The organism is Micromonospora sp. WMMD980 (assembly GCF_029626035.1).
Lineage (GTDB): Bacteria > Actinomycetota > Actinomycetes > Mycobacteriales > Micromonosporaceae > Micromonospora.
In genome coordinates this window covers 4,328,852-4,353,320 of record NZ_JARUBE010000003.1, presented here as the reverse complement: position 1 = coordinate 4,353,320, position 24,469 = coordinate 4,328,852, and the positions used below count along the sequence as shown (strand labels likewise).

Below are 24,469 nucleotides of genomic sequence, written 5' to 3'. Positions count from 1 at the left end.
CAGTCGCGAACGGAAGGCGGCCCCGATGAATGCGATAGTCGAGCGGGTCCGTGGGGTGCGCTACCGGGTGGCTCGGGTCAGCGCGCTGCCGCTGCTGGTGCGCGGCGGCATCTTCCTGGTGGTGCTGGCCGGCTTCCTGCTCGCGTACCCGGTGCAGATGTTGGCCCCGCGGGCGCTGCTGGCCCTGGCGGTGGCCGCGGTGCTGCCCGCGGTCGGGCCGCGCCGGCTCTGGCCGACGTTCGCCGCGCTGGTGACGATCGCCGGCTGGCTGCTGGCCACGCTCGGCTACGACCGGCCGCCGGCGCTGTGGCGGCTGCTCGCGGTGGCCACGCTGCTCTACCTGGCGCACACGCTCTGCGCGCTCGCCGCGCTACTGCCCTACGACGGGCTGATCGACCCGGACGTGGTGCTGCGCTGGCTGGCGCGGGCCGGGGGGGTGGTGCTGGCCAGCGCCGTGCTGGGCATCGTGCTGGCCTGGCTCGGCGGGGTCGGCGACGTCGGCGGCTCGCAGGCGGCGACCGTGGCCGGACTGCTGGTCGCGGTGGGCCTGAGCGCGTTGCTGGAGTGGCTCCTGCGTCGCAGATGACGGGACGCGGTGAGGCGTTGCGCAGGTCACACCGGTTGTGCTCCGTCACAGAAGGGGGTCTCGCGCGGTATTACCGGAGCCGCCCGGGGAAAGATGGATGACGTGAATCCGAAGCGGATCCTTGTCGTGGGTGCCGGGCACGTTGGCCTGTACGCCGCTCTGCGCCTGTCCAAGAAGCTGAGCTCCCGTGAGGCCGAGGTGGTCGTCGTCGACCCCCAGCCGCACATGACGTACCAGCCGTTCCTCCCGGAGGCTTCGGCCGGCAACATCTCCCCGCGGCACGCTGTGGTGCCGCTGCGGCGGGAGTTGCGCAAGTGCACGGTGGTGGCCGGCACGGTCACCCGGATCGACCACGAGCGGAAGACCGCGGTGGTGCAGCCGATCAGCGGCCCGGCCCGGGAGATCCCCTACGACCACGTGGTGGTCGCCCCCGGCTCGGTCTCCCGCACCCTGCCGATCCCCGGCCTGCACGAGAACGGCATCGGGTTCAAGACCATCGGTGAGGCCATCTTCCTGCGCAACCACGTGCTGGACCGGCTCGACGTGGCGGCCGCCACGACCGACCCGGAGGTCCGCCGCCGGGCGCTGACGTTCACCTTCGTCGGCGGTGGCTACGCCGGCATCGAGGCGCTCGCCGAGATGGAGGACATGGCCCGCGACGCGCTGCGCTACTACCCCGAGCTGAAGCCGGAGGAGATGCGCTGGGTGCTGGTCGAGGCGACGCAGCGGGTGCTGCCCGAGGTGGATCGGGACATGGGCGCCTACACGGTGCAGCAGCTGATGAAGCGGAACATGGACATCCGGCTGGACACCCGCCTGGAGTCCTGCGTCGACGGGGTGGTGAAGCTCTCCGACGGCGACAGCTTCCCCTCCGACACCATCGTCTGGACCGCCGGCGTGAAGCCGTCGCCGATGCTGGACGCGACCGACTTCCCGCGCGACGAGCGGCGTCGGGTCACCTGCCGGCCGACGCTGCAGGTCGTGGACGGCGACCGGGTGGTCGAGGGCGCCTGGAGCGCCGGTGACTGCGCCGCGGTGCCGGACCTGACCAAGGAGCCGGGCAACTTCTGCTCGCCGAGCGCCCAGCACGCGGTGCGGCAGGCGGCCCGGATGGCCGACAACATCGCGAACGTGGTGCGCGGGCGTGAGCCGGTCGACTACAAGCACAAGCACGCCGGCAGCGTGGCCAGCCTCGGCCTGCACAAGGGCGTGGCGCAGGTCTACGGCATCAAGATGACCGGCTGGCCGGCGTGGTTCATGCACCGGACGTACCACATGTCGCGGATCCCGTCGTTCAACCGCAAGGTCCGGGTGGTGGTCGACTGGTCGCTGGCGTTCTTCCTCAAGCGTGAGGTGGTCGCCCTGGGCCAGCTGCACGACCCGCGTGAGGAGTTCTCCGAGGCGTCCGCCCCGCCGGTCGGCGCGGCGCGCGTCTGAGTCGTCGCGCGAGGGCCCCTTCCCGTACGTACGGGAGGGGGCCCTCGCCGTGCCCGGGGTCAGAAGCGCCAGGTCCACGCGTCGGCGGTCCGGGTGCCCGGACCGAAGAGCGCCTCCAGGGTCTGCCGCAGCGCCGGCGCGTGCGGGGTGTCGTCGGTCAGCGCCACGCAGGACGCCCCCCAGGCGTCAACGTCCCGGGCGGCCTGGCGGCGCTGCCGGTCGCCGACCGCCGGCGGCACGCCCCGCCGGGCCACGTCGGCGAGCAGGGCCGAGGTGGGGCGTTGCCAGGTGCCCATCGTGGCCGAGCCGTCGCTCCCGTACGGGCCGATGAAGAAGCCTTCCGGCATGCCGAACTCGATGCCGGTGGCGGTGGCCCAGCGCATCGGTCCGGGCTGCTGCGGGGTGGCCGTGGGCGCCGGCACCAGCACCCCGCCCGGACGTACGCACTGCCGCCAGTGGCCGCCGGTGACGAACTCGGGCAGCGGCGGCCGGTCGACGGTGGGCAGCGGGGTGGGGAAGACGCTGAGCAGCGCCGCGCCGACCGCGACCGGCACCAGCCGACAGGCCGGGCCCGGCTCGTGCAGCGCCCGGTGCACGGCGAGCGCGAGCACGGTGCCGACCAGCGGCAGCACCGCCAGGGCGAAGCGGGTGGGCAGCGCGCCGTCCACCACCGGCAGGCCGTCCAGCAGCGCGTACGGGCCGGGCACACCGGTGCGCTCCCGGCCGACCACGACCTCGGGGCCGAGCGCGAGCGCGGCCATCACCAGCGCCCCGGTCGCGGTGGCGCGCACCAGCGGTCGCCGCCCCGACCAGACCGCGCAGCCGGCCGCCACCAGCAGCAACGGCCAGCCCAGGAACGTGGTGAACTCGGCCGGACCGGTGGTCAGCCGGACCGAGTCCGGGCTGCCGAACACCGTCAGCGCGGAGAGCCGCGTCCAGCCGGTCAGGTCGGCGGAGAAGTAGACCGCCGGGAACATCCCGTCCGCCACCCCCTGCGGTCCGGCGAACTGCACCCAGAGCGGGTACGCCAGCACCGGCAGCGCCAGCCCGGCCGTGCCGAGCAGCCCGCCGGCGAAGCCGGGCAGCGCCCGGCGGGCCAGGTCCCGGTCGGCCAGCCCGTAGGCGACGGCCATCACCGCCAGGGTGAGCGCGGTGAGGAAGAGCACCTCCTCGCCGACGAAGACGCCGACGCAGACGGTGGCGGCCAGCCCGAACGCCGAGGACGCCGTCCGGCGGCGGTCCGGGCCGTCCGTCCGGCCGGCCGGGTCGGCGGCCCGCAGCAGCCGGACCACCAGCCAGACCAGCACCGGGACCAGCCACTGCGCGGTCATGTGCAGGTGGCCGTTGCTCTGCGAGACCATGCCGGGCCCGAAGCCGCAGAGCGCCGCGCCGAGTCCGGCGGCCAGCCGGTGGACGCGCAGTGTCCGGGTGAGCAGCAGGTACCAGGCGATCGCGGTGCCGGCCAGGTTGCCGGCGACCAGCAGGGCGAAGGTGACCGGGGCGCCGAACGCCAGGGTGACCGGGGCGAGCAGCACGCCGAGCGCCAGCACCGACGTGTTGGCCATCAGGTTGACCCCGTCGGGCGCGTTGAGCCGGTCGGTGACCAGACCGAGGTCGCCGCGCAGCACCCGGGCGTCGAGCGCCAGGAACCACTCGTAGAGCGTCTGGTCGGCGGGGTTGAGGGCGAGCATCCGGGTGCCCGGCGCCGGCCACAGGCCGTGGGTGAGCCAGCCGGCGAACACCACGAACAGCAGCCCGGCCAGCAGGTCGGCGCGGTGCCGACGGGCGGCGGCTGTCAACCACCGGGTGACCGCCGCCGGGCGGGCCACCCGGTCGTGGTCCGGCCCGGGTGCCGTGCGGGCGGCGCTGGTCACGGCCCCGACCCTATCGGCCGCACCCGCCGGGGTACGCCGAGGCGCGGCGCAGCCGCTACGGTGAGATCTGCACCGCCGCTCCTCGGACGCGCCGGTGTCACCCGCCCGGGTGGTGGAACGGCAGACACGGCCGCCTTAAAAGCGGCTGCCGAAAGGCGTGCGGGTTCGACCCCCGCCCCGGGCACCCGAACTCTCAGCTTTCCCACAGCTTCGCGCCGCACGCGCTGTGGTCACCACGTCTACCCTGGAGACGCACGTCTACGTGCGAACGACCCCCTGAGGGAGGCCTGAGAAGTGAAGTCCACGAACCCGGTGCTCGCCCGGCTCGGCCAGGCGGCCGAGCGTGAGCGGGCGGCCGGGTACGCCCAGCCCGGGCCGTACGGTCAGCCCGGATACCCCCAGCAGTACCCGCAGCAGCAGCCCTACCCGGGCGGCTACGGCCAGCCGGTGGCCCCGCCCGCCGTGACCCCGATGACCATCGACGACGTGGTCGTCAAGACGGTCCTCATGCTCGCCATCCTCGGCGCCTCGGCCGCGGCGGCCTGGGTGCTCGTGCCGGACGCCCTGGTCGGCGTCGCCTGGATCGGCGCCGCGGTGGTCGGTCTGGCGCTCGGCCTGATCATCTCGTTCTCCCGGATGGCGAACCCGGCGCTCGTGGTGGCGTACTCGATCGTCGAGGGCGTCTTCGTCGGCATGGTGAGCAAGGCGTTCAACACGCTCTACGACGGCATCGTGCTGCAGGCGGTGGCGGCCAGCTTCGGCGTCTTCTTCCTGATGGCGATGATCTACAAGGCGCGGATCATCCGGGCCACCCCGAAGTTCGCGCGGATCATGGTGGCGATCATCGCCGGCCTGTTCGGCGTCATGCTGGTCAACCTGGTGCTGTCGCTGTTCGGCGTGAACACGCACCTGCGTGACGGCAGCCCGCTCGCGATCGGCTTCAGCCTGGTCTGCATCGTGGTGGCGTCGCTGAGCTTCGTGCTCAACTTCGCGCAGATCGAGGAGGGGGTCCGGATGGGGCTCCCGCAGCGCTACGCCTGGACGGCCGCGTTCGGCATCGTGGTCGGCCTGGTCTGGCTCTACCTGGAGATCCTGCGGCTGCTCAGCTACTTCCAGGGCGACGACTGACCGTCCCGCCCGTCCCGCGACGCCCGCCTGCCGCTGCCGCGGCGGCGGGCGTCGCCGTTCTCCCCCTAGACTCGGCGGTGATGAGCGCAGCGGAGCTGGACCGGGTGGTGACCCTGCTGGTCCGACAGGTCGGGCACTGGCAACAGCCGCGCTGGTCGGCGCCGGCCGAGGGCGGCAACGTGTCCCGGGCGGACCTGGTGCACAAGCTGGTCCAGGAACTCGCCAACCTGGCCGCCGACGCGGCCGGCGAGCCGCGCCGGGAGGTGCCCCGGCTTCCCAGCGACCTGGCCCTGCCCGACCAGCTCCGGGTGGTCGCCGCCGACCTGGCCCTGGCCGCCCCGCCGGAGCCGGTGCTGGCCGGCGCCGTCGACGCGGTGGCCCGGACCCGCTCCGCCCTCTGATCGCGAGCCCTCGACCTCTGCCCCCTGCTCGCCGTCCCCGGCGTCGACACGGGGTGTCGCGTCGATGGCGGACGTCGCGCGACTCGCGCGCCGGTCGTCGTGGGTGGGGGTGCTGGCGATCAGGGCGGCTTCGAGGGCGGGTCAGCGCCGCAGCCAGCGGCGTACCTTGCGGCGTCGGGCCCGGTCCCGGGCCCGCAGCACCGCTGCCCGGTCGTGGCCGGCGGCCTCGGCCTGGCGGGCGTGCAGCAGCCCGTAGGTGAACGTGTTCTCGCCCTCGGCGAACGCCCGCAGCGCGTGGCGGCGCAGCACCTCCCGGGTCACCACCGAGTCCTGGTGGGTGCCGAGCAGGTCCTGGAGCGCCTTGAACCGCCTCACCAGCCGGGCGGCCGGCCGGCCCACGGCGGGTTCGCGGACCTCGACCGCGTAGCGGGCCGCCTTGTACTTCTTGCGCGCCTCGTGCAGCTCGACGTCCCCGGCCGGCCCGTCGACGCCGAGCGCCGCGTCCAACCGGTCGTCGGCCCGGCGCACCACCCGCCGGATCCGTCGGTCCACCCATCGGCGGTCGACCTCGCCGGTCGGGCCGTCGGCCAGCCGGTCCAGGCGGGTCAGCAGGTCGGAATAGCGGTCGGCGTCCAGGGCCGCCCGCAGCGTGGTGGTCGACCGGTCCAGGTCGGCGGCGAACCGCTCGCCGATCCGCGCGGGGACCGGGCCGAGCACCAACTCGTCCGGTAGGTCGTGCACGGCCCGGTCGAGCCGGTCGGCCATCACCTGGGTGTCGCGGACCCGGCCCAGCTCACCGCCGATCCACCGCAGCTCGGCGCGGAGCGCCTCGCTCTCCCGCCGGTCCCACAGCCCGCGGAACGTCCGCAGGGTGGCCCGCAGCCGGCGGGCCGCGACGCGCATGTCGTGGACCGCGTCCTCGTCCCCCTGGTACGCCGCCGCGTGGTTGCCGACGATCGTGTCCCGCTGCTCCCGGGCGTACCCGACGACCGGCCCGGCCGGGCCGGCGGGCGGGCCGTCGTCGAACCCGGCCAGGCGCCCGGCGACCGCGCGGTGGGACTTGCTGACCGGCACCTCCCGGGCGCCGGCCCCGGCCAGCCGGGCGGCCACCGCGTCGAGCAGCTCCTCGTCGCCGTCGACCAGCTCGACCTCGATCTCGTGCCACGTCCGCGCGACGCCGTCGATGAGATCCTCGGAGCGGACGTCGTCCTCGGCGACCTCGGCCAACACCCGACCGTCCGCGTCCAGCAGCCGGCGTTCGCGGCGGTGGTTGACGATCCTCGCCGCCGGAGCGACCGGGCGGCCCCGGGACGCGCCGCGGATCAGCGCGGCCAGCTCGGACGGCGGGCCGGCGTCGGCGGCCCCGGCCGGGAACTGGTGCTCGACCCGGGCGCCGCCGACCGCGCCCACCTTCAGGTGCCACCCCGCGTCGTGCCCACCGGTCCGCCGCCGCAGCGCGTGCCCGCTGCGCAGCAGGCGCAGGTCGTCGGTGTCCCAGTAGACGGCGTCCAGATCGGCGGCGGTGGCGTCGGACACCGTCACGACGCCACCGCACCCGGTCAGGTCGGGCAGCCGGAACCCGTCATCGCCGGAGAACTTGCGCTCGCGTTCGACGACGGTCGCCATACGGGTTCCGGTACCCGCCGGGGGCCGTGGTGAACCGGCCTCAGCTCAGGCGTTCGAGCACCATGGCCATGCCCTGGCCGCCGCCGACGCACATGGTCTCCAGACCGATGGTCTTGTCGTGCCACTCCAGCGCGTTGAGCAGGGTGCCGGTGATCCGGGCGCCGGTCATACCGAACGGGTGGCCGACCGCGATCGCGCCGCCCATCACGTTCAGCTTCTCCTCGGGGATGCCGAGCTGCCGGTACGACGGGATCACCTGGGCGGCGAACGCCTCGTTGATCTCCACCAGGTCGACGTCGTCGATGGTCATGCCGGCCCGTCCCAGCGCCTGCCTGGACGCCTCGACCGGGCCGAGCCCCATGATCTCCGGGGAGAGCGCGGTGACGCCGGTGGAGACGATCCGCGCCAGCGGGGTGAGCCCGAGCTCGGCCGCCCGCTCGGCGCTCATGATCACCACGGCGGCGGCGCCGTCGTTCAGCGGGCAGCAGTTGCCGGCGGTGATCCGGCCGTCCGGACGGAACACCGGCTTGAGCCCGGACACCGCCTCCAGGGTCACCCCGGGACGCGGGCCGTCGTCAGCGCCGACCACCGTGCCGTCGGGCGTGGTGACGGGGGTGATCTCGCGGGCCCAGAAGCCGTCCGCGATCGCCTTCTCGGCCAGGTTCTGGCTGCGGACGCCGAACGCGTCCATGTCCTCGCGGGTGACGTCGTGGACCTGGGCCAGGTTCTCCGCGGTCTGACCCATGGCGAGGTAGACGTCCGGCAGCTCGCCGGACTCCCGCGGGTCGGCCCACACCTCGGCGCCGCCCTGCGCGCGGGCCTTCGACCGCTCGCGCGCCTGCGCGAAGCGCGGGTTCTCCCAGCCGCCGCCGACGAGCGCCTGCGCCTCCGGGGGCAGGGTGTCCGAGTTGCCCCGGGCGTAGCGGGAAACCATCTCCACGCCGGCCGAGACGAACACGTCGCCCTCGCCGGCCCGGATCGCGTGCATCGCCATCCGGGTGGTCTGGAGCGAGGAGGCGCAGTAGCGGGTCAGCGTGGCGCCGGGCAGCCCGTCCAGGCCCAGCAGCGTGGCGACCACCCGGGCCATGTTGAAGCCCTGCTCGCCGCCGGGCAGCCCGCACCCGAGGTAGAGGTCGTCGATGGTGGTCGGATCGAGCCCCGGCACCTTGTCGAGGGCGGCCTGGACGATGGTGGCGGCGAGGTCGTCCGGGCGGACCTCGCGCAGGGAACCCTTGAACGCGCGGCCGATGGGGGACCGGGCGGTGGCGACGATGACGGCGTCGCGGGGCGACTCAATCGGCATGAACCAACGTTAACCCGTGGGTAACTTGCCGAGGAAGCCGTGCGTCGGGCGGGAAATGTCACCCCTTCGGCGGCCGGCGTCGGTGCCGGAACGCGACCGCGACCGCCGCCTCGACCGCCGGGAGCAGCGCGTGCGCCCACACCCGGTAGCCGTCGGCGGACGGATGGAAGCCGTCGTGGCAGAGCGTGCCGGCGTCGGCCCGGAACACCGGGCCGGTTTCGGTGCCCAGGTCGACCACCGTGCCCCCGGCGTCGAGCACGGCCACCGTCTGGGCTCGCGCCATCCGCCGGCCGGACCAGCCGAGCACCTGCCGCAGCGGGGCCGCGACCGCGCGGACCGCGCCGAGATCGGGACAGGTGCCCACGACCACCTCGACGTGGGCCTCGCGCAGCCGGCGGACCGCCGAGCCGAGGTAGGCCGCCGCGTCGGCCGGCCGGCTCAGCGCGGTGGCGTCGTTCGCCCCGATCAGCACCACCGCCACGTCCGGCCGCTCGCCGAGCAACGCCCGGGCCACCTGGGTGGCCAGGTCGGTGGCGCGGGAGCCCGAGACGCCGACGCTCGACAGGTGCACCCGCCGGCCGGTCGGGCCCTCGGCGAGCAGGTGGGCGAGCTGGCCGCCGATGGTCTCCTCGAACCGGTCGACGCCCACGCCGAGCGCCGACGAGTCGCCGAGCAGCACCAGCCGCAGCGGTGGCGCGTCGGCCCGGCCGACCGTGGCCCGCAGCACCAGCCCCAGCTCGGGTTGCGCGTACTCCCGGGTGCGGGCGGCGATGGCCTGACCGGCCAGGACCGCCGCCCCGCCCACGGTGCCGGCCAGCAGTGACAGGGCCGCGGTCCGGCCCCACCGGGCCGCCTCACTCAATCCGCTCATGCCGTTCCCTCCAGCGTCGCCGGGTCGGCGGCGGTGCCGGTCCGGGGCACCACGCCGACGCCGAAGAAGGCCCGCCGGCGAAGCTGGGCCCACCGCCCGCCGGGCCCGCGGTCGCGACCCCGTAGCTGGGCGCCACTGACCTCGGTGCCGGCGTGCCGGGCCGCCGCGTGGGCGGCCTCCGGGAGCGACCGTACGCCTTCCAGGCCGGCAAGCGAAGACCTGCGCTCGGGCGCCGCCCCCAGCGCGGAGAGCACGGTGGGCAGCAGCGCCGCCGCGGCCATGGCGTAACCCTCCGCGGACGGGTGGAAACGGTCCCAGGCGAACATCCGGCCGGGCTCGGCGGCGAACCGCGGCCCCAGCAGATCGCCGAGGGAGACCGTCCGGCCGCCCGCCTCCACCACGGCGACCGTCTGGGCGGCCGCCAACTGGCGGCTCCAGCGCCGGGCCAACCATCGCAGCGGCGGTTGGATCGGCCGGATCGTGCCCAGGTCGGGGCAGGTGCCGACGACCACCTCGCAACCGGCGGCGCGCAGCGTGCGAACCGCGTCGACCAGGTAGCGCACCGCCATCGCGGGCGGGGTCCGGTTGGTGACGTCGTTGCCGCCCACCAGCACGACCGCGACGTCCGGCGCGACCTCCAGCGCGGACTCGACCTGCGGCTTCAGACCGGCGGACAGGGCGCCCACCACGGCGAACCGGTGCAGCCGGACCGGCTGGTGCAGGCGGCGGGACAGCCCGGTGGCCAGCAGCGAGCCGGGCGTCTCGCGGCGCCGGTGCACGCCGTAGCCGGCGGCGGAGGAGTCACCCAGGACGACCATGGTGACCGGCCGGCCGGGGAAGCGCGCGCCGTAGACGCCGTCACACCGTGGCGGGGGCGCCTCGGCCATCGGGATGGTGCGCCGGGCCTGCCGGGCCTGCCCGAGCAGCACCCCACCGGTGGCAGCCGTGGCCGCCACCGTGGCGCCCGTGCCGATCGCCGCGAGGCGGGCGATCCGCCAGGCGCGTCGCCGGCGGACCGGCGCGACGGAACCAGCGTCCCCCATGAACCGACAGTATCGCGCCGGCCCGACCGTCGCTGTCCTTGATCGGGTGGCTGGCGGATGGCCGTTCTGGGTACCTGAGGGGTGGGCTTGCCACCGGGGCGCACCCTGGTCGGCGGAGAAGGGCGGAATCATGGGAAAGACGTTGAAGCGCAGCGCCGCGTTCGCCGCGCTGGCCCGGGCGCTGGCGGCCGGGGCGCGCGGCGGGCCGTCGCTGGGCGTCCGGTTGGCGGCGCTGCCCCGGATGATCCGGGCGACCAGCCGTAGGGAGTACGACGGCGGGCTGCGGCTGGCGCTGATGGCCGGGGCGGCGGCGTACGTCGTCTCCCCGATCGACCTGCTGCCGGAGATCCCGTTGGCGATCTTCGGGCTGGCCGACGACGCGGTCATGGTCACCTGGCTGGCCGGCAGCGTGCTCGCCGAGACCGAACGGTTCCTGGAGTGGGAGGCACGTCGCGGCTCCGTCATCCCGGGGCATGTGGCCCCCTGACGGCACGTACGCTGGGCGGCGAAACCGGCTGACCGGCCGCCCCACGACGGCGGCGCGACGAAGGGCACAACGAGGTGCAGTACTACGACAACGTCGTCGAGCTGATCGGCAACACCCCGCTGGTCCGCCTGCGCAACGTCACCGAGGGCATCCAGGCGACGGTGCTGGCGAAGGTGGAATACGTCAACCCCGGCGGTTCGGTCAAGGACCGGATCGCGCTGCGGATGGTGGAGGACGCCGAGAAGGCCGGCATCCTCGGCCCGGGCGGCACGATCGTGGAGCCGACCAGCGGCAACACCGGCGTCGGGCTGGCCCTGGTGGCCCAGCTCAAGGGTTACCGCTGCGTCTTCGTCTGCCCCGACAAGGTCAGCCAGGACAAGCAGGACGTGCTGCGGGCGTACGGTGCCGAGGTGGTGGTCTGCCCGACCGCTGTCGCGCCGGAGGACCCGCGCTCCTACTACAACGTCTCCGACCGGCTGGCCCGGGAGATCCCCGGCGCGTGGAAGCCCGACCAGTACAGCAACCCGGCCAACCCGCGTTCGCACTACGAGACCACCGGCCCGGAGCTGTGGCGGCAGACCGAGGGGAAGATCACCCACTTCGTCACCGGTGTCGGCACCGGCGGCACCATCACCGGCATCGGCCGTTACCTCAAGGAGGCGTCGGAGGGCCGGGTCAAGGTGATCGGCGCGGACCCGGAGGGCTCGGTCTACTCCGGCGGCACCGGCCGGCCCTACCTGGTCGAGGGCGTCGGCGAGGACTTCTGGCCGACGACGTACGACCGGTCGATCGCCGACGAGATCGTCGAGGTGTCCGACAAGCAGTCCTTCGAGATGACCCGACGGCTGGCCCGGGAGGAGGGGCTGCTGGTCGGCGGCTCCTGCGGCATGGCCGTGGTGGGCGCGCTGGAGGTGGCCCGTAAGGCCGGCCCGGACGACGTGATCGTGGTGCTGCTGCCGGACGGCGGCCGGGGCTACCTGTCGAAGATCTTCAACGACAGGTGGATGGCGCGCTACGGCTTCCTGGACGACTCGGGCACCGAGCCGACCGTGGCCGACGCGCTCGCCGGCAAGCCGGGGGGCCTGCCCGAGCTGGTGCACGTGCACCCGACCGAGACGGTCCGCGACGCCATCGACTACATGCGGGAATACGGCGTCTCCCAGCTCCCGGTGCTCAAGGCCGAGCCGCCGGTGGTGACCGGCGAGGTGGCCGGCTCGATCGCCGAGCGGGACCTGCTCGACGCGCTCTTCACCGGCCAGGCCCACCTGCACGACACGATCGAGCGGCACATGGGCGAGCCGCTGCCGATGATCGGCGGCGGGCAGCCGGTCAGCGAGGCGGTCGGGCTGCTGGAGAAGGCCGACGCGGCGCTGGTGCTCGTCGACGGCAAGCCCAAGGGCGTCCTCACCCGCCAGGACCTGCTCGCCCACCTCGGCGCCCACTGAGATGTAAGGCGGGGCCCCTTCTTAACGCCTGGCGTATAGGAAGGGGCCCCTATTAACACCCCTCACCGGGCACCCAGCTCGGTGGGGACCGCCACCACGTCGACGTACGCTCCCTTGCGCAGCAGGGTCACCGGCAACCGGACGCCGATGGCCGGGCCGAGCATCAGCCGTTGCAGGCTCTGCCCGTCCCGCACCGGTCGCCCGCCCACCGAGACGATCACGTCGCCGAGGTAGATCCCGGCCGGGCTGCCCGGCACCACCTCCACCACCCGCAGCCCGCGCCGCTGGCCGGTTCGCGCGGTCACCTCCGGCGGCAGCGGCACCGGCGCGCCGGCCACCCCCAGCCACGCCCGCCGCACCCGCCCCTGCCCGGTCAGGTCGGCGACGATCTGCCGGGTGGTGGGGTTCACCGGCACGGCCAACCCCAGCCCGTACCCGGCGACCGCGGTGTTCACCCCCACGACGCGGCCGGCGGAGTCGGCGAGCGCTCCGCCCGAGTTGCCGGGGTTGAGCGCGGCGTCGGTCTGGATGACGTCCTCGATCAGCCGGACCAGCCGACCGTCCCGCGCGGGCAGCGAGCGGCCCAGCCCGGAGACCACGCCGGCGGTGACCGACCCGGCGAGCCCCATGGGGTTGCCGACGGCGACCACCAGTTGCCCGATCCGCAGCCGGTCGGCGGCGCCCAGCTCGACCGGCGACACGCCGACCTCCTCGGCGCGCAGCACGGCCAGATCCGACAGCGGGTCCGCGCCGACCACCCGGAACCGGGTCTCGGTGCCGTCGCCGAAGGCGGCCACGCCGCCGTTCGCGCCCTGCACGACGTGCGCGCTGGTCAGCAGCAACCCGTCCGGGTCGATCACCACGGCCGAGCCGGCGCCCGCGCCGCGCGGCGTCCGCACCGACAGGGCCGCGACCGCGGGCAGCACCTTCGCCGCCACGCCGGTCACCACCCGGGAGTACGCGTCGAGCGCGGCGTCGTCGGCCCGCCCGGTGTCCTCGGTGTCCATGTCGCCCCCAACGCGGCACCTGTCCGCGCCCATGCCCGCATCCGCTGAGAGCGAACGGCGGAGGTGTTAAGCGGGGGCCCCTCCTCTACCGAATGCGTTAAAAAGGGGCCCCTCCTTACACCGCGTGCGTGTAGCGGAGCTGGGGGACGAGGGCGGTGCCGATGCGGTCGGTGCGCCGCTCGCCGGTGGCGCGCCAGCCGCCGCGCTCGTAGAAGCGGCGCCCGGCGGCGTTGTCCTTCAGCACCCACAGCGCCGCCCGCGTCCAGCCCCGGTCCCGCATGGCGGCCAGCGCGTCCACCATCAGCGCCCGCCCGGTGCCCCGGCCCCGCTCGTCCGGCTCCAGGTGGATGGCGTTGAGCAGGCCGGTCGCCGGGTCGCCCTCGTCGTCCGGACCCAGGTAGCTGAAGCCCACCAGCCGCCCGTCCCGCTCGACCACAGTCATCCGGTGGTCCGCGCCCTCCCAGGTCAGCCGCTCCACCCAGTAGTAGCCCATCGCCTCCTCGCTGGGGTCGGCCAGCGCCTCCGGCGGCAGGAACGACGAGTACGCCGCCACCCGGGAACGCTGGTGCAGGGCGCCGACCGCCATCAGGTCGGCCTCGGTCGCGGGGCGTAAGGAGACGGTCACCCCGGCGACGGTACCCGCCGGGGCGGCACCGGCACCGTCCGCAGGTCCTCGGCGATCACCAGGTCCCCGGTGAAGTGTTCCCGGGCCTCGTCGTGGAACCGGCGCGGGTCGGCGTACCGCTGGGAGAAGTGGGTGAGCACGAGCGTGCGTACCCCCGACTCGGTCGCCACCCGCGCGGCCTGCCCCGCCGTGAGGTGGCCGACCTCGGCGGCGAGTGCGGCCTCCGACGCCAGGAACGTCGATTCGATGACCAGCAGGTCGGCGTGCTCGGCCAGCGCGTACACCCCGTCGCAGAGCCCGGTGTCCATCACGAACGCGAACCGCTGCCCCGGTCGGACGACGCTCACCTCGTCCCGGCTGACGCGACGCCCGTCGAGGTCCAGGTGGCCCTCGCGGAGCAGCGTTCCGACCGCCGGACCGGCGATGCCGTACGCGGACAACCGCTCCGGGAGCAGCCGGCAGCCGTCCGGCTCGACCAGCCGGTAGCCGTACGTCTCGACGGGGTGCCGCAGCCGGCGCGCCTCCAGCGTGCCGATGCCCAGGCTGATCCGCTGCCCGTCGGCGTCGATCGGCTCGACGGCCAGCTCGGCGGTCTCGTGGAAGCTGGACGCGTGGCGCAGCCGGGCGAAGTATTCGGCGCCGCCGGCCGGGAAGTGCACGGCCACCGGGCGGGGCACCCGGTCCAGGGAGAGCCGCTGGATCATGCCGGGCAGCCCGAGACAGTGGTCGCCGTGGAAGTGGGTGACGCAGATCCGGGTCAGGTCGGTGGCGGTGATCCCGGTGTGCAGCATCTGGCGCTGGCTGCCCTCGCCCGGGTCGAAGAGGATCACCTCGTCGTCCCAGCGCAGCAGGTAGCCGTTGTGGTTGCGCGCCCGGGTGGGGGCCTGGCTGGCCGTACCGAGCACCACCAGCTCGCGCATCGACAAGGTCGTCCCCCAGACATGAAGCGACCCCCGGGGCTTCCGCGCTCGCGCGCGGGCCGGCTGGACTGGGCCGGCACCCCCGGGGGTCGGGTGGCTGTCGTGGTTTCGCCGCACCGCTGCCACACGGTCTCGACGATCGTGCTGTGCCCGCCTCGCGGCGGACGAGTTTTCACTGTCGAGGACAGCGGCTAGCGGACAGCCACCTCACGAGTCCGATTGCTATACAAGTCTGGACCACCTCCTTTCCCGTGTACCGCCACGCTATCCACTTCCCGGCGGCCTCGGCAACGGATTTCGATCACAGACGTTCACTCCACGCCGATCGGACCCTCGCGAGGGCCGTCGGTGTGCGCGGGCTGCACCGCCAGCGACGGGAAGTTGGCCAGGTCGCCCTCGGGCTCGGCGTCCCACTCGGGGAAGACCAGCGGGCTCTGCAGATAGAGGCAGAGCAACTGGGTGAGCTGGTGCAGGCCGTCGAGGTGGGTGCGCTCGTGGCCGTGGGTGGCGTCCACGCCGAAGCCGAGCAGCGCCACCCGGGCGTGCGCCCCGGCCTCGACCGCCGACGCCGCGTCCGAGCGGTAGTAGTCGAACACGTCCCGGACCAGGTCGACGCCGTGCTCCTTGGCGATCGAGGCCAGGTTGCGGGTCAGGTGGTAGTCGAACGGTCCGACGCCGTCGCCCATGGCCAGGGTGGCGGCGTTCTCCCGGGACTGCTGGCCGGGCGCGACCACCGCCGCGTCCACCGAGACGATCTCCGCCACGTCCGGGTCGAGCCCGTGGCTGGCGCCGTGGCCGATCTCCTCGGTGACGGTGACCAGCAGGTGCGCGGTGACCGCCGGGGTGACGCCCGCGTCGACCATCGCCTTGAACGCGGTCAGCACGGCGGCGACGCCGGCCTTGTCGTCCAGGTGGCGGGATTTCACGTACCCGCTGGGGGTGATCGACGGGTTGGGCAGCAGCGCTACGAAGTCGCCGGTGTCGATGCCGAGCGCCCGCAGGCCGGCCTCGTCGGTGACCGGCTCGTCCACCCGGACCTCGACCAGCTCCCAGCCGACGCCCTGCAGGTCGACCGCCTCGTTGTAGCGGTGCCCGCTCGCCTTCAGCGGAAGGATCTGGCCGGTGACCACCCGGTCCAGGTCGTCGGTGAAGATCCGCACGTGGGCGCCCTCGGCGAAGCGGGCGCTGTGCGTGCCGATCGGATTGATCTCCAGCCGGCCGTTCTCCTTGAGCCGCTTCACCATGCCGCCGATGGTGTCGGTGTGCACCACGACCGCGCGGTCCGCGCCGGTGGCCCGGGGCCCGGGCAGGCAGGCGCTCAGCGCCCCGCGCCGGGTCAGCGTGGAGCTGATCCCGAGCGCGGAGAGCCGTTCGCCCACGTACTGCTGGATGTGGTCGGTACGCCCGGACGGGCTGGGGATCTCCAGCAGTTCCACCAGCACCTGGCGCAGATATTCGAGGTCGAGCTTGAGCGGTTCGGGTTTCCGTGCGGTCATGCCCCAGAGCCTGCCGCACCGGCCGGCGACCAGAGTCGCTGCGGTGCCCGCGTGCCCGGGAAGAGGAGGTCGACGAACCGTTCGGCGGTCGGCTGCGGCTCGTGGTTGGCCAGGCCCGGCCGTTCGTTGGCCTCGATGAAGACGTGTTCCGGCGCGTCCGGGGCCGGCACCAGCAGGTCCAGCCCGGTGACCGGGATGTCCAGCGCCCGGCTGGCGGTCACGCACGCCTCGGCGATCGTCGGGTGCAGCTCGGCGGTCACGTCGTGGATGGTGCCGCCGGTGTGCAGGTTGGCCGTCCGGCGGACCGCCAGCACCTGCCCCTCCGGCAGCACGTCGTGCATCTGGAAGCCGGCCTCGGCCACCACCTCGCGGGTCATGCCGTCGATCGGGATCCGGGACTCGCCGCCGGTGGCGGCGGCCCGGCGGCGGCTCTGCCGCTCGATCAGCTCGGTGACGTCGTGCACCCCGTCGCCGGTGATCTGCGCCGGCCGGCGGACCGCGGCGGCCACCACCTCGTGGTCGATCACCACCACCCGCAGGTCGTCGCCCGCGCGCAGCTCCTCGATCAGCACGTCCGGGCAGAACCGGCGGGCCAGTTCCACGGCGGCGGTCAGCGCCTCGGGGGTGCGTACGCCGACGGTGATGCCGTTGCCCTGCTCGCCCCGCGCCGGCTTGACCACCACCGGCCCGACGTCGTTCAGGAACGACACGTCGTCGGGCTCGCCGGTGGCGGTGCGCCCGCGCGGCACGGACAGCCCCGCCTCGGTGAGGATGCGCCGGGTGACCCGCTTGTCGTCGCAGCGACTCATCGCCACCGCCGAGGTCAGCTCGGACAGCGACTCACGGGTGTGGATGGTCCGGCCGCCGCTGGTCAGCTTCAGCTCACCCCAGTGCGGGTCGGTCACCTCCACCCGGATGCCACGTCGCATCGCCTCGTCCGCGACGATCTTGGCGTACGGGTTCAGCCCGTCGTAGCCCTCCGGCATGGCCGGCAGGAAGAGCCGCTCGTTGATCGGGTTCTTCCGCTTCACGCAGAGCGTGCCGGTGCGGTGGAAGCCGAGCCGCTCGTAGAGCCGGATCGCGCCCGAGTTCTCCGCCAGCACGGACAGGTCCACGTACGCCCGGCCGCGCTCGTCCAGCCGGTCGGCGAGCGCGGTGAGCAGCGCCTGGCCGGTGCCGGGCGGCGCGGTGTTGAAGTCCACCGTGAGGCACCAGAGGCTGGCGCCGTTCTCCGGGTCGTCGAAGACCGCGACGTGGTCCACGCCGGTGATGGTGCCGACCACCTCGCCGGTGACGTCCTCGGCGACCAGGTGCAGGAACCGGTCGGTGCCGGCGTTGTCCACCAGCACCTCGACCGGGGCGGTGACCATGCCGTTGCGGGCGTAGATCCGGTTCACCGCGTCCGCGTCCTCGGCGTCGCGCAGCGCCCGGATGGTCAGCCCGGGGATCTCGCCGCCCTCGGTGGCCGCCGGCCGGCGCTCGCCCAGCGGCAGCCGGTAGGTCAGCGACGGGTCGATGAACAACTCGTCCGGCAGCCGGGAGACCAGCACGTGCGGGTCGCGCAGGTAGATGCAGATGTCCCGGGCGCCGTTCGCCTCGGAGCGCAGCACGTCGGCCACGTGCACCTGGTCGGCGAAGGTCTGGCCGAAGACCAGCCGGCCCCAGCCGCAGTCCAGCACGACGCCGGAGGCGTCGGCGGGCTCGGGATCCGGGCGGCGCGGCTCCGGCGTGCCCGGCGCGACCGGGTCGCCGCCCGGGCCGGTGCGTTCCCGGCGCCGGCCCAGCACCCGTTCCCGGTCGGTACGTGCCGTGCCGGTGGCGAGGGTGTCGGTCATGGTCAGTCGATTCCGTGGCTCTGGAGCCACATTTCCAGAAGTCCCAGTTGCCACAGCTTGTTTCCGTTCAACGGGGTCAGTTCGGCATTCGGGTCGGCGAGCAGCGCGTCGACGTAGTCGGCGCGGAACAGGTCGCGGCGGCGCGCCTCCGGGGCGCCGAGCGCGTCGCGTACCCGGTCGAGGAGCTTGCCCTCCAGGTGGGTGAGGCCGGGCACCGGGAAGTAGCCCTTGGGCCGGTCGATGACCTCGTGCGGCAGCACCCGCCGGCCGATCTCCTTGAGCACGCCCTTGCCACCCTGGGCCAGCTTCAGCTCCGGCGGGCAGCTCGCGGCCAGCTCGACGAACTCGTGGTCGAGGAACGGCACCCGGGCCTCCAGCCCGTGCGCCATGGTCATGTTGTCGACCCGCTTCACCGGGTCGTCGGTCAGCATGACCTGGGTGTCGATCCGCAGGCCCGCGTCGACAGCGGTCTGCGCGCCCGCCCGGCCCAGGTGCGCCGCCACGAACTCGCGTGCCGGGTCGCCGTCGGCCAGCCAGTCGGGGTTGAGCACCCGGGCCAGCCCGGCCGCGTCGCGGTCGAAGAACGCCTTGGCGTACGTGTCGAGCGCCGCCTCCCGGTCCACCCCGGCCAGCGGCGGGTACCAGTGGTAGCCGCCCAGGATCTCGTCCGCGCCCTGGCCCGACTGGACCACCTTCACGTGCCGGGCGACCTCCTGGCTGAGCAGCCAGAACGCCACGCAGTCGTGGCTGACCATGGGCTCGCTCATGGCCGCGACGGCGGCCTCCAGCGGCGGCAGCAGGTCACCGGTGGGCACCCGGATCTGGTGGTGGTCGGTGCCGAAGGTCTTGGCCACCAGGTCGGAGTAGACGAACTCGTCGCCCTCCCGGCCGCCCACCGCGTCGAAGCCGATGGAGAACGTGCCGAGGCCGGAGCGACCCTGCCCCTCGCCGGCCAGCAGCGCGACCACCAGGCTGGAGTCGAGGCCGCCGGAGAGCAGCACGCCCACCGGCACGTCGGCCACCATCCGCCGGCGCACGGCGGTGGTCAGCGAGTCGAGCAGCGCGTCCTGCCAGTCCCGTTCGGACCAGCCGGCCCGCTCGTCGGCCCGCCCGAACGCCGGGTCCCAGTAGACCCGCTCCCGGGTGGTGCCGTCCGCCTCGTACACCTTGACCGTGGCCGGCGGCAGCTTGGTGACGCCGGCGAGGATGGTCCGCGGCGGCGGCACGATGCTGTGGAAGCTCAGGTAGTGGGCGAGCGCCACGCGGTCGATGGTGGTGTCGACGCCGCCGCCGGCCAGCAACGCCGGCAGAGTCGAGGCGAAGCGCACCACGCCGGGGCTCTCGGCCAGGTAGAGCGGCTTGATGCCGAGGCGGTCCCGGGCCAGCACCAGGCGGCCGGTGTCGCGTTCGCTGATCGCCACCGCGAACATGCCGATCAGGTGGTCGACGAAGTCGAGACCCCACTCCGCGTAGGCCTTGACCACGACCTCGCTGTCCCCGGAGGAGAAGAAGCGGTGGCCCTTGGCCTGGAGTTCGGCGCGCAGTTCCCGGTAGTTGTAGATGCAGCCGTTGAAGACCCCGGTGAGGCCCGCGGCGGCGTCGACGATCGGTTGGCCGCTGGCTGCGGACAAGTCGATGATCTTGAGGCGCCGGTGTCCCAGCGCGGTCGGGCCCTGCGACCAGACGCCGCTGTCGTCGGGCCCTCGGTCACTCATCGTGGCCGCCATCCGCTCCACGGCCGAGACGTCGGCGCGTGAACCGTCACGGCGGAACTCTCCCGCAAGTCCGCACATACGAGCCAATGCTGCCAGAGCTTGTTGCGGTTCGCCTGTTGAGACGATGACGAACGTGTGACAGCTTGCTACAGTGCGCCGTCACCGAGGGTGGTCGCCCGTCACGGCGCCGGTTCCTGCCCGCCCGACGGCGGATGCCGGAAATGCACCGGGCCCACGGTGTGACGAACACCGCAGGCCCGGGTCGCCGGGTCAGCTCCCGGTGCGGGCGACGCCGACCGGGCAGCTCAGCCCGTTGGGGCCGTGGTTGCAGTAACCGTTCGGGTTCTTCGTCGGGGCCAGGTACTGCTGGTGGTAGTCCTCGGCGAAGTAGTAGTCGCCCAGCGGGGCGATCTCCGTGGTGATCTCGCCCTTGCCGGCGCGGGCCACGATCGGCGCGAACGCGTCCCGCGAGGCCTGCGCCGCGGTGCGCTGCTCGTCGGTGGTGGTGTAGATCGCCGAGCGGTACTGGGTGCCCACGTCGTTGCCCTGGCGCATGCCCTGGGTCGGGTCGTGGTTCTCCCAGAAGACCTTGAGCAGGTCCTCGTAGGCGATCTTCGACGGGTCGTAGACCACCTGGACCACCTCGGCGTGCCCGGTCATGCCGGAGCAGACCTCCTCGTACGTCGGGTTGGTGGTGAAACCGCCCGCGTAACCGGCCGACGTGGTGATCACGCCGGGCAGGGTCCAGAACAGGCGCTCGGCGCCCCAGAAGCAGCCCATGCCGAAGACGGCGACCTGCGCGCCCTCGGGGAAGGGCCCCTTCAGCGAAGAGGGCAGCACCTCGTGCCGGTCGGCGATCGGCATGGCGAGCGGGCGACCCGGCAGGGCCTGGTCAGGAGAGATCATCTCGGCCTTCATGCGGCGGAGGAACACGGTGGGACTCCTCTCGTGGCTTTCCCAGCGTGTACAACAGCGCCGGTCCCCGCTTCCTTACCCGTTCGGGCAACCGTCAGGCGGGCCGACCGCGCCGGTAGCGGTTCTTCGTGTAGTCGTTCACCCATTTCTGGCCGCTCCGCCACGTGCCGTCATCCGCCTTGACGGCTTTCAGTCGGCCCCTCATGGCAGCAACGCGAAGGGCGTTCTCGGACAGGTCGGCCGTAGCCAAGGCCGGGAGCGGCAGCAACTTCACCGGACCTGCCACTGCCGGCATGACGAAGCGGTAGAGGTTGGCCGTGACACTGCGAGCGATCAGCTCTCCCAGCAGCCCCGGGTCGCCGACGTCGGCACGGCGCATGGCGCGTAGGTAGGTGTCGCGGTCCCGCTTGTAGATGATGGCGGGCGGATAACCCAGCCTGCCGAGCAGGAGACTGAGCACCAAGCGGCCGGTTCGGCCGTTTCCGTCGAGGAACGGATGAATGGCCCCGAACTCGTTGTGAAGCACCGCCAACCGCTCGGCGAGGGGAGTCTCCGCCTTCGCCGGCAGTTCTCCGACCTGGTCGAGCCAACTGCGGATCCGCGCATCCACCTCAGGCCAGGATGGGGGCTTCATCCCTCCGGGGAAGCGTGCGATCTCGTGGCGCCGGAAGTTGCCGGGCCCTTCGAGATCGGTAGCGTGCGGGTGCGGATCGACGGTCCAGACCGGGGTCATCGCGACGTGGTGGATGTGCCGCACCTCTTGGAGCGAGAGCAGCGCGTCGGACGGCCAGTCACCGGGCTCCAGCGCCTGGCCGTAGACCCAACGGGCTGCGTCGGCGTAGCCCCGCACCTCCATGTAGTCCCGCAGTGGTTTGGCGCCGACGGCCCGGCCCTCGTCGAGAAGCTTCTCGACTTCCTGAAGAACGAGGGTGTTCCCCTCGATCGCGGTGCTGTTGTGCGCCTCCTGGTGCCAGATCTCGGCCCAGATGTCTTCCGCTTCGGCAGGTGTCGGTAGCCCGCCCAGCCGGTCGCGCAGCTCGCCAACCGCCTCCTCCATGCGCTGATACACGGCGGCGCGGGAAGGGCGCCCAGGGCCGGACATGACCTGCTCCCAATTTTGTTCGGTTCGAGGAATCAAAACGTACCGAACAAATTCGCCGCCCTCGGTCGACGCGCCGAGCGGATGTCTGGCGGGTTCCGGTCAGCCGTCCAGCGCGGCGGAGATCCGGCCGGCGAAGTCGGCCGCCTCGGCGTCGTCGGCGTACCGGGTACGCGGCCAGAAGAAGCCGCGCAACCCGTCGCCCTTGGTCCGGGGCACCACGTGGGTGTGCAGGTGCGGGACGGACTGGGACACAGTGTTGTTCATCGCCACGAACGTCCCACCGGACCCCAGACCGGCCTCCACCGCTACCGCCATGCGCTGGACCAGCCGGAAGTAGCCGGGCAGCGCGTCGGCGGGCAGGTCGGCGATCGTCACCAGGTGGGTACGGGGCACCACCAGCACGTGTCCCTTGAACACCGGCCGGGTGTCCAGGAACGCCACCCCGTCCGGCTCGTCGCTGACGGTGAAGGCCGGCACCTCGCCGGCCACGATGCCGCAGAACACGCACCCGCTCATCCAGGCAGCCTAGGACCGGGTGGACCGGTGCGTCACCGCTGGTCGAGATAGGTGTCCCAGTCGTCGTCGGGGACGCCGGTCGGGCCGGTCTCGCCGTTGGCCAGGCGCGCCCGGATGTCCGCCTCCCATCGCAGCGCCCACCGGCGTAGCTCATCGACCTGAGGCTCGGTGAGCCCGTACGAACGGAAGGTCCGGCTGTCCCGCTCCGTCACCCCACCCAGACGATCGGCCAGTTCTTCGAGGGCGAATCCAGCGGTATGGCGGGCGGCGAGACGCTCCAGCTCAGACCATGCGAGCCGCTCGTTGGCGGCGCGGACGTCGATGTAGTCCCGGTGTGCGGCGCGGTCGTGCAACGCGCGGACTTTGAGCCCGATCGCGTCCTCGAAGGCGAGCACCGGAAAGCGGCATGGCAGCGGCCGTAGCGAAGTCGATGTCCTGGGAGGGGCGGTCAACCAGGTCGTGAGCGCACATGGCATAGCCACCCGCGAGCACCAGCCCCAGGTCGTCGCCGGCGGCGAAGCCGATTTCCAGCAGGCGACGGTGCAGTTCGTCCATCGTCAGGCGGCGAGGTCCGGTAGACGCCGCTCCCAGAGGCGTGTCACGCGGCGCGCGGTCAACCGTCGAATGCGCGGCCAGTCCTGGCGGAGGAGCGCGGCGTTGACGTATCGGACGACATCGCTCCGCTGGCCGCAGTCGAGCAGAAGGCAGTAGAGGGTCAGCCGTTCACGCGCATCGTCGAGGTCGTAATCGGTCGGGCCCGACCACGCGAGCCTCAGCGGCAGGCTCACCCGGCCCGTTCGTGGACCGGCCAGGGCCTCCAGCGAGGTTGGGATCCGGTCGATCACGCCGAGCAGGCGGGACGGCAGCGCGTCGGTCGAACTCACCGGCCCAGTATGGCCGACCGGCCCGACAACCTCATGGATGTGACCCGCGCCCGGGTTCCCGGCGGCCGGACGGACCGGCCGACTAACGTCTCGGGCATGAGTCACGGCTTCGAGACGCTCGCCATCCACGCCGGCCAGGACCCCGAGGCCCGCACCGGCGCGGTGATTCCACCGATCTACCAGACCAGCACCTACGCCCAGGACGCCGTCGGCGCGCCCCGCGAGGGCTACGAGTACAGCCGCTCCGGCAACCCCACCCGGGACGCGTTGCAGGAGTGCCTGGCCGCGCTGGAGGGTGGCCCGGTGGCGCTCGCCTTCGCCAGCGGCCTCGCCGCCGAGGACACGCTGCTGCGCACCGTGTGCAAGCCCGGCGACCACGTGGTGATCCCGGACGACGCGTACGGCGGCACCTATCGGCTGTTCGCGAAGGTGGCCGAACGCTGGGGCCTGGACTACACCCCGGCGAAGGTCTCCGACCCGGACGCGGTCCGCGCCGCGATCCGGCCCGGCGCCACCCGGATCGTCTGGGTGGAGACGCCGACCAACCCGCTGCTCGGCATCGCCGACATCGCCGCGCTGGCCGCCGTGGCGCACGACGCCGGCGCGCTGCTGGTGGTCGACAACACGTTCGCCTCGCCCTATCTCCAGCAGCCGATCGCGTTCGGCGCGGACGTGGTGGTGCACTCCACCACCAAGTACGTCGGCGGGCACTCCGACGTGGTCGGTGGCGCGCTGGTCGCCGCGGACCGGGCGCTCGGCGAGGAGTTGCGCTACCACCAGAACGCGATGGGCGCGATCAACGGCCCGTTCGACGCCTGGCTCACCCTGCGCGGCATCAAGACCCTCGGGGTACGGATGGACCGGCACTGCGACAACGCCGAGCGGATCGCCGCGTTCCTGGACGGCAACGCGAAGGTCGCCCAGGTCATCTACCCGGGCCTGCCGTCGCACCCGGGGCACGAGGTGGCCGCCAAGCAGATGCGCCGGTTCGGCGGCATGATCTCGTTCCGGGCGGCCGGTGGCGAGGAGCACGCCGTCGAGATCTGCAACCGGGCCCGGCTGTTCGTGCTCGCCGAGTCGCTGGGCGGCGTCGAGTCCCTGATCGAGCACCCGGGCCGGATGACACACGCGAGCGCTGCCGGCTCGCCGCTTGAAGTTCCCGGTGATCTCGTGCGACTGTCTGTCGGCATCGAGACGGTCGACGACCTGCTCGCGGATCTGGAGCAGGCACTGGGCTGACCGCTGGACGACGG

The 24,469-nt window shown here is 73.2% G+C and carries 23 protein-coding genes and 1 tRNA gene; 8 read left to right on the top strand and 16 right to left on the bottom strand.

Annotated elements, in window-relative coordinates; translation table 11 throughout:
- The first annotated feature begins 25 nt into the window (after positions 1–25).
- Positions 26–586: a hypothetical protein gene (locus O7618_RS20360; RefSeq protein ID WP_278107707.1), complete on the top strand. Its 561-nt coding sequence runs from the start codon at positions 26–28 to the stop codon at positions 584–586.
- Positions 587–688: 102 nt separating this feature from the next.
- Entirely contained in the window at positions 689–2,023 is a 1,335-nt protein-coding gene (locus tag O7618_RS20355; protein ID WP_278107706.1) for an NAD(P)/FAD-dependent oxidoreductase, read from the top strand.
- 59 nt (positions 2,024–2,082) lie between these two features.
- Here the strand turns inward: O7618_RS20355 and O7618_RS20350 are convergent, their stop codons facing one another.
- Positions 2,083–3,897, bottom strand: a complete 1,815-nt coding sequence (locus tag O7618_RS20350) for a hypothetical protein (RefSeq protein ID WP_278107705.1) — start codon at positions 3,895–3,897, stop codon at positions 2,083–2,085.
- A 103-nt stretch (positions 3,898–4,000) separates the two neighbouring features.
- Between O7618_RS20350 and O7618_RS20345 the strand changes: the two genes are divergently transcribed.
- From O7618_RS20345 to O7618_RS20335, 3 genes are all read left to right on the top strand, one after another.
- Positions 4,001–4,081 (top strand) — tRNA-Leu (locus tag O7618_RS20345).
- Positions 4,082–4,191: 110 nt separating this feature from the next.
- The gene (locus O7618_RS20340; RefSeq protein ID WP_278107704.1) at positions 4,192–5,025 is read left to right on the top strand and encodes a Bax inhibitor-1/YccA family protein; all 834 of its coding nucleotides are present in this window, start codon (positions 4,192–4,194) and stop codon (positions 5,023–5,025) included.
- Between the two features lie 80 nt (positions 5,026–5,105).
- A complete protein-coding gene (locus O7618_RS20335; protein WP_278107703.1) occupies positions 5,106–5,426 on the top strand; it encodes a hypothetical protein in 321 nt (106 codons plus the stop codon).
- A 141-nt stretch (positions 5,427–5,567) separates the two neighbouring features.
- On the opposite strand, the gene O7618_RS20330 is transcribed toward O7618_RS20335, so the two are convergent.
- From O7618_RS20330 to O7618_RS20315, 4 genes are read right to left on the bottom strand one after another with little or no spacing between them, the layout of a single operon-like run.
- Positions 5,568–7,052, bottom strand: coding sequence for a CYTH and CHAD domain-containing protein (locus tag O7618_RS20330; RefSeq protein ID WP_278107702.1), 1,485 nt, complete (start codon positions 7,050–7,052; stop codon positions 5,568–5,570).
- A 40-nt stretch (positions 7,053–7,092) separates the two neighbouring features.
- Positions 7,093–8,355 carry an acetyl-CoA C-acetyltransferase gene (locus tag O7618_RS20325; RefSeq protein ID WP_278107701.1) on the bottom strand — a complete coding sequence of 421 codons (1,263 nt, stop codon included), beginning with the start codon at positions 8,353–8,355 and terminating at the stop codon, positions 7,093–7,095.
- Between the two features lie 58 nt (positions 8,356–8,413).
- A complete protein-coding gene (locus O7618_RS20320) occupies positions 8,414–9,226 on the bottom strand; it encodes an SGNH/GDSL hydrolase family protein (RefSeq protein WP_278107700.1) in 813 nt (270 codons plus the stop codon).
- Positions 9,223–10,269, bottom strand: a complete 1,047-nt coding sequence (locus O7618_RS20315; protein ID WP_278107699.1) for an SGNH/GDSL hydrolase family protein — start codon at positions 10,267–10,269, stop codon at positions 9,223–9,225. Before O7618_RS20315 ends, O7618_RS20320 begins: the two co-directional genes overlap by 4 nt.
- Positions 10,270–10,399: 130 nt before the next feature.
- Here O7618_RS20315 and O7618_RS20310 point away from each other — a divergent pair, with 130 nt between their 5' ends.
- Complete coding sequence (locus O7618_RS20310) at positions 10,400–10,756, top strand: YkvA family protein (protein ID WP_278107698.1); 357 nt, start codon at positions 10,400–10,402, stop codon at positions 10,754–10,756.
- A 74-nt stretch (positions 10,757–10,830) separates the two neighbouring features.
- Positions 10,831–12,201 (top strand): cystathionine beta-synthase, encoded by a 1,371-nt coding sequence (locus O7618_RS20305; protein ID WP_278107697.1) that lies wholly within the window; start codon positions 10,831–10,833, stop codon positions 12,199–12,201.
- 62 nt (positions 12,202–12,263) lie between these two features.
- On the opposite strand, the gene O7618_RS20300 is transcribed toward O7618_RS20305, so the two are convergent.
- From O7618_RS20300 to O7618_RS20250, 11 genes are all read right to left on the bottom strand, one after another.
- On the bottom strand, positions 12,264–13,208 hold the full coding sequence (locus O7618_RS20300) for a trypsin-like peptidase domain-containing protein (RefSeq protein WP_278107696.1): 945 nt from the start codon (positions 13,206–13,208) through the stop codon (positions 12,264–12,266).
- A gap of 115 nt (positions 13,209–13,323) precedes the next feature.
- Positions 13,324–13,833 carry a GNAT family N-acetyltransferase gene (locus O7618_RS20295; protein WP_278107695.1) on the bottom strand — a complete coding sequence of 170 codons (510 nt, stop codon included), beginning with the start codon at positions 13,831–13,833 and terminating at the stop codon, positions 13,324–13,326.
- Positions 13,830–14,759: a ribonuclease Z gene (locus O7618_RS20290; protein WP_278107694.1), complete on the bottom strand. Its 930-nt coding sequence runs from the start codon at positions 14,757–14,759 to the stop codon at positions 13,830–13,832. The genes O7618_RS20295 and O7618_RS20290 overlap by 4 nt, the downstream gene beginning before the upstream one ends.
- 305 nt (positions 14,760–15,064) lie before the next feature.
- A complete protein-coding gene (locus O7618_RS20285; protein WP_278107693.1) occupies positions 15,065–16,249 on the bottom strand; it encodes an osmoprotectant NAGGN system M42 family peptidase in 1,185 nt (394 codons plus the stop codon).
- Complete coding sequence (gene ngg, locus O7618_RS20280) at positions 16,246–18,084, bottom strand: N-acetylglutaminylglutamine synthetase (protein WP_278107692.1); 1,839 nt, start codon at positions 18,082–18,084, stop codon at positions 16,246–16,248. Before ngg ends, O7618_RS20285 begins: the two co-directional genes overlap by 4 nt.
- Before the next feature lie 2 nt (positions 18,085–18,086).
- Entirely contained in the window at positions 18,087–19,877 is a 1,791-nt protein-coding gene (locus O7618_RS20275) for an N-acetylglutaminylglutamine amidotransferase (protein ID WP_278107691.1), read from the bottom strand.
- 192 nt (positions 19,878–20,069) lie between these two features.
- The gene (msrA, locus tag O7618_RS20270) at positions 20,070–20,732 is read right to left on the bottom strand and encodes a peptide-methionine (S)-S-oxide reductase MsrA (RefSeq protein WP_278107689.1); all 663 of its coding nucleotides are present in this window, start codon (positions 20,730–20,732) and stop codon (positions 20,070–20,072) included.
- A 76-nt stretch (positions 20,733–20,808) separates the two neighbouring features.
- The gene (locus O7618_RS20265; protein WP_278107687.1) at positions 20,809–21,783 is read right to left on the bottom strand and encodes a Fic family protein; all 975 of its coding nucleotides are present in this window, start codon (positions 21,781–21,783) and stop codon (positions 20,809–20,811) included.
- 132 nt (positions 21,784–21,915) lie between these two features.
- Positions 21,916–22,332 carry an HIT domain-containing protein gene (locus O7618_RS20260; protein ID WP_278107686.1) on the bottom strand — a complete coding sequence of 139 codons (417 nt, stop codon included), beginning with the start codon at positions 22,330–22,332 and terminating at the stop codon, positions 21,916–21,918.
- Between the two features lie 32 nt (positions 22,333–22,364).
- A complete protein-coding gene (locus O7618_RS20255) occupies positions 22,365–22,808 on the bottom strand; it encodes a nucleotidyl transferase AbiEii/AbiGii toxin family protein (RefSeq protein WP_278107684.1) in 444 nt (147 codons plus the stop codon).
- 81 nt (positions 22,809–22,889) lie between these two features.
- A complete protein-coding gene (locus tag O7618_RS20250) occupies positions 22,890–23,216 on the bottom strand; it encodes a hypothetical protein (RefSeq protein ID WP_278107683.1) in 327 nt (108 codons plus the stop codon).
- Between the two features lie 96 nt (positions 23,217–23,312).
- On the opposite strand from O7618_RS20250, the gene O7618_RS20245 reads away from it, so the two are divergent.
- Positions 23,313–24,455: a cystathionine gamma-synthase gene (locus tag O7618_RS20245; protein WP_278107682.1), complete on the top strand. Its 1,143-nt coding sequence runs from the start codon at positions 23,313–23,315 to the stop codon at positions 24,453–24,455.
- Positions 24,456–24,469 lie beyond the last annotated feature (14 nt).

Bases quoted from the DNA above. Each gene is read 5' to 3' on its own strand.
- O7618_RS20360 (WP_278107707.1), top strand. From the start codon at position 26: ATGAATGCGATAGTCGAGCGGGTCCGTGGGGTGCGCTACCGGGTGGCT.
- O7618_RS20335 (WP_278107703.1), top strand. From the start codon at position 5,106: ATGAGCGCAGCGGAGCTGGACCGGGTGGTGACCCTGCTGGTCCGACAG.
- O7618_RS20330 (WP_278107702.1), bottom strand. From the start codon at position 7,052: ATGGCGACCGTCGTCGAACGCGAGCGCAAGTTCTCCGGCGATGACGGG.
- O7618_RS20325 (WP_278107701.1), bottom strand. From the start codon at position 8,355: ATGCCGATTGAGTCGCCCCGCGACGCCGTCATCGTCGCCACCGCCCGG.
- O7618_RS20320 (WP_278107700.1), bottom strand. From the start codon at position 9,226: ATGAGCGGATTGAGTGAGGCGGCCCGGTGGGGCCGGACCGCGGCCCTG.
- O7618_RS20315 (WP_278107699.1), bottom strand. From the start codon at position 10,269: ATGGGGGACGCTGGTTCCGTCGCGCCGGTCCGCCGGCGACGCGCCTGG.
- O7618_RS20310 (WP_278107698.1), top strand. From the start codon at position 10,400: ATGGGAAAGACGTTGAAGCGCAGCGCCGCGTTCGCCGCGCTGGCCCGG.
- O7618_RS20300 (WP_278107696.1), bottom strand. From the start codon at position 13,208: ATGGACACCGAGGACACCGGGCGGGCCGACGACGCCGCGCTCGACGCG.
- O7618_RS20285 (WP_278107693.1), bottom strand. From the start codon at position 16,249: ATGACCGCACGGAAACCCGAACCGCTCAAGCTCGACCTCGAATATCTG.
- ngg (WP_278107692.1), bottom strand. From the start codon at position 18,084: ATGACCGACACCCTCGCCACCGGCACGGCACGTACCGACCGGGAACGG.
- O7618_RS20275 (WP_278107691.1), bottom strand. From the start codon at position 19,877: ATGTGCGGACTTGCGGGAGAGTTCCGCCGTGACGGTTCACGCGCCGAC.
- O7618_RS20260 (WP_278107686.1), bottom strand. From the start codon at position 22,332: ATGAGCGGGTGCGTGTTCTGCGGCATCGTGGCCGGCGAGGTGCCGGCC.
- O7618_RS20255 (WP_278107684.1), bottom strand. From the start codon at position 22,808: ATGCCATGTGCGCTCACGACCTGGTTGACCGCCCCTCCCAGGACATCG.
- O7618_RS20245 (WP_278107682.1), top strand. From the start codon at position 23,313: ATGAGTCACGGCTTCGAGACGCTCGCCATCCACGCCGGCCAGGACCCC.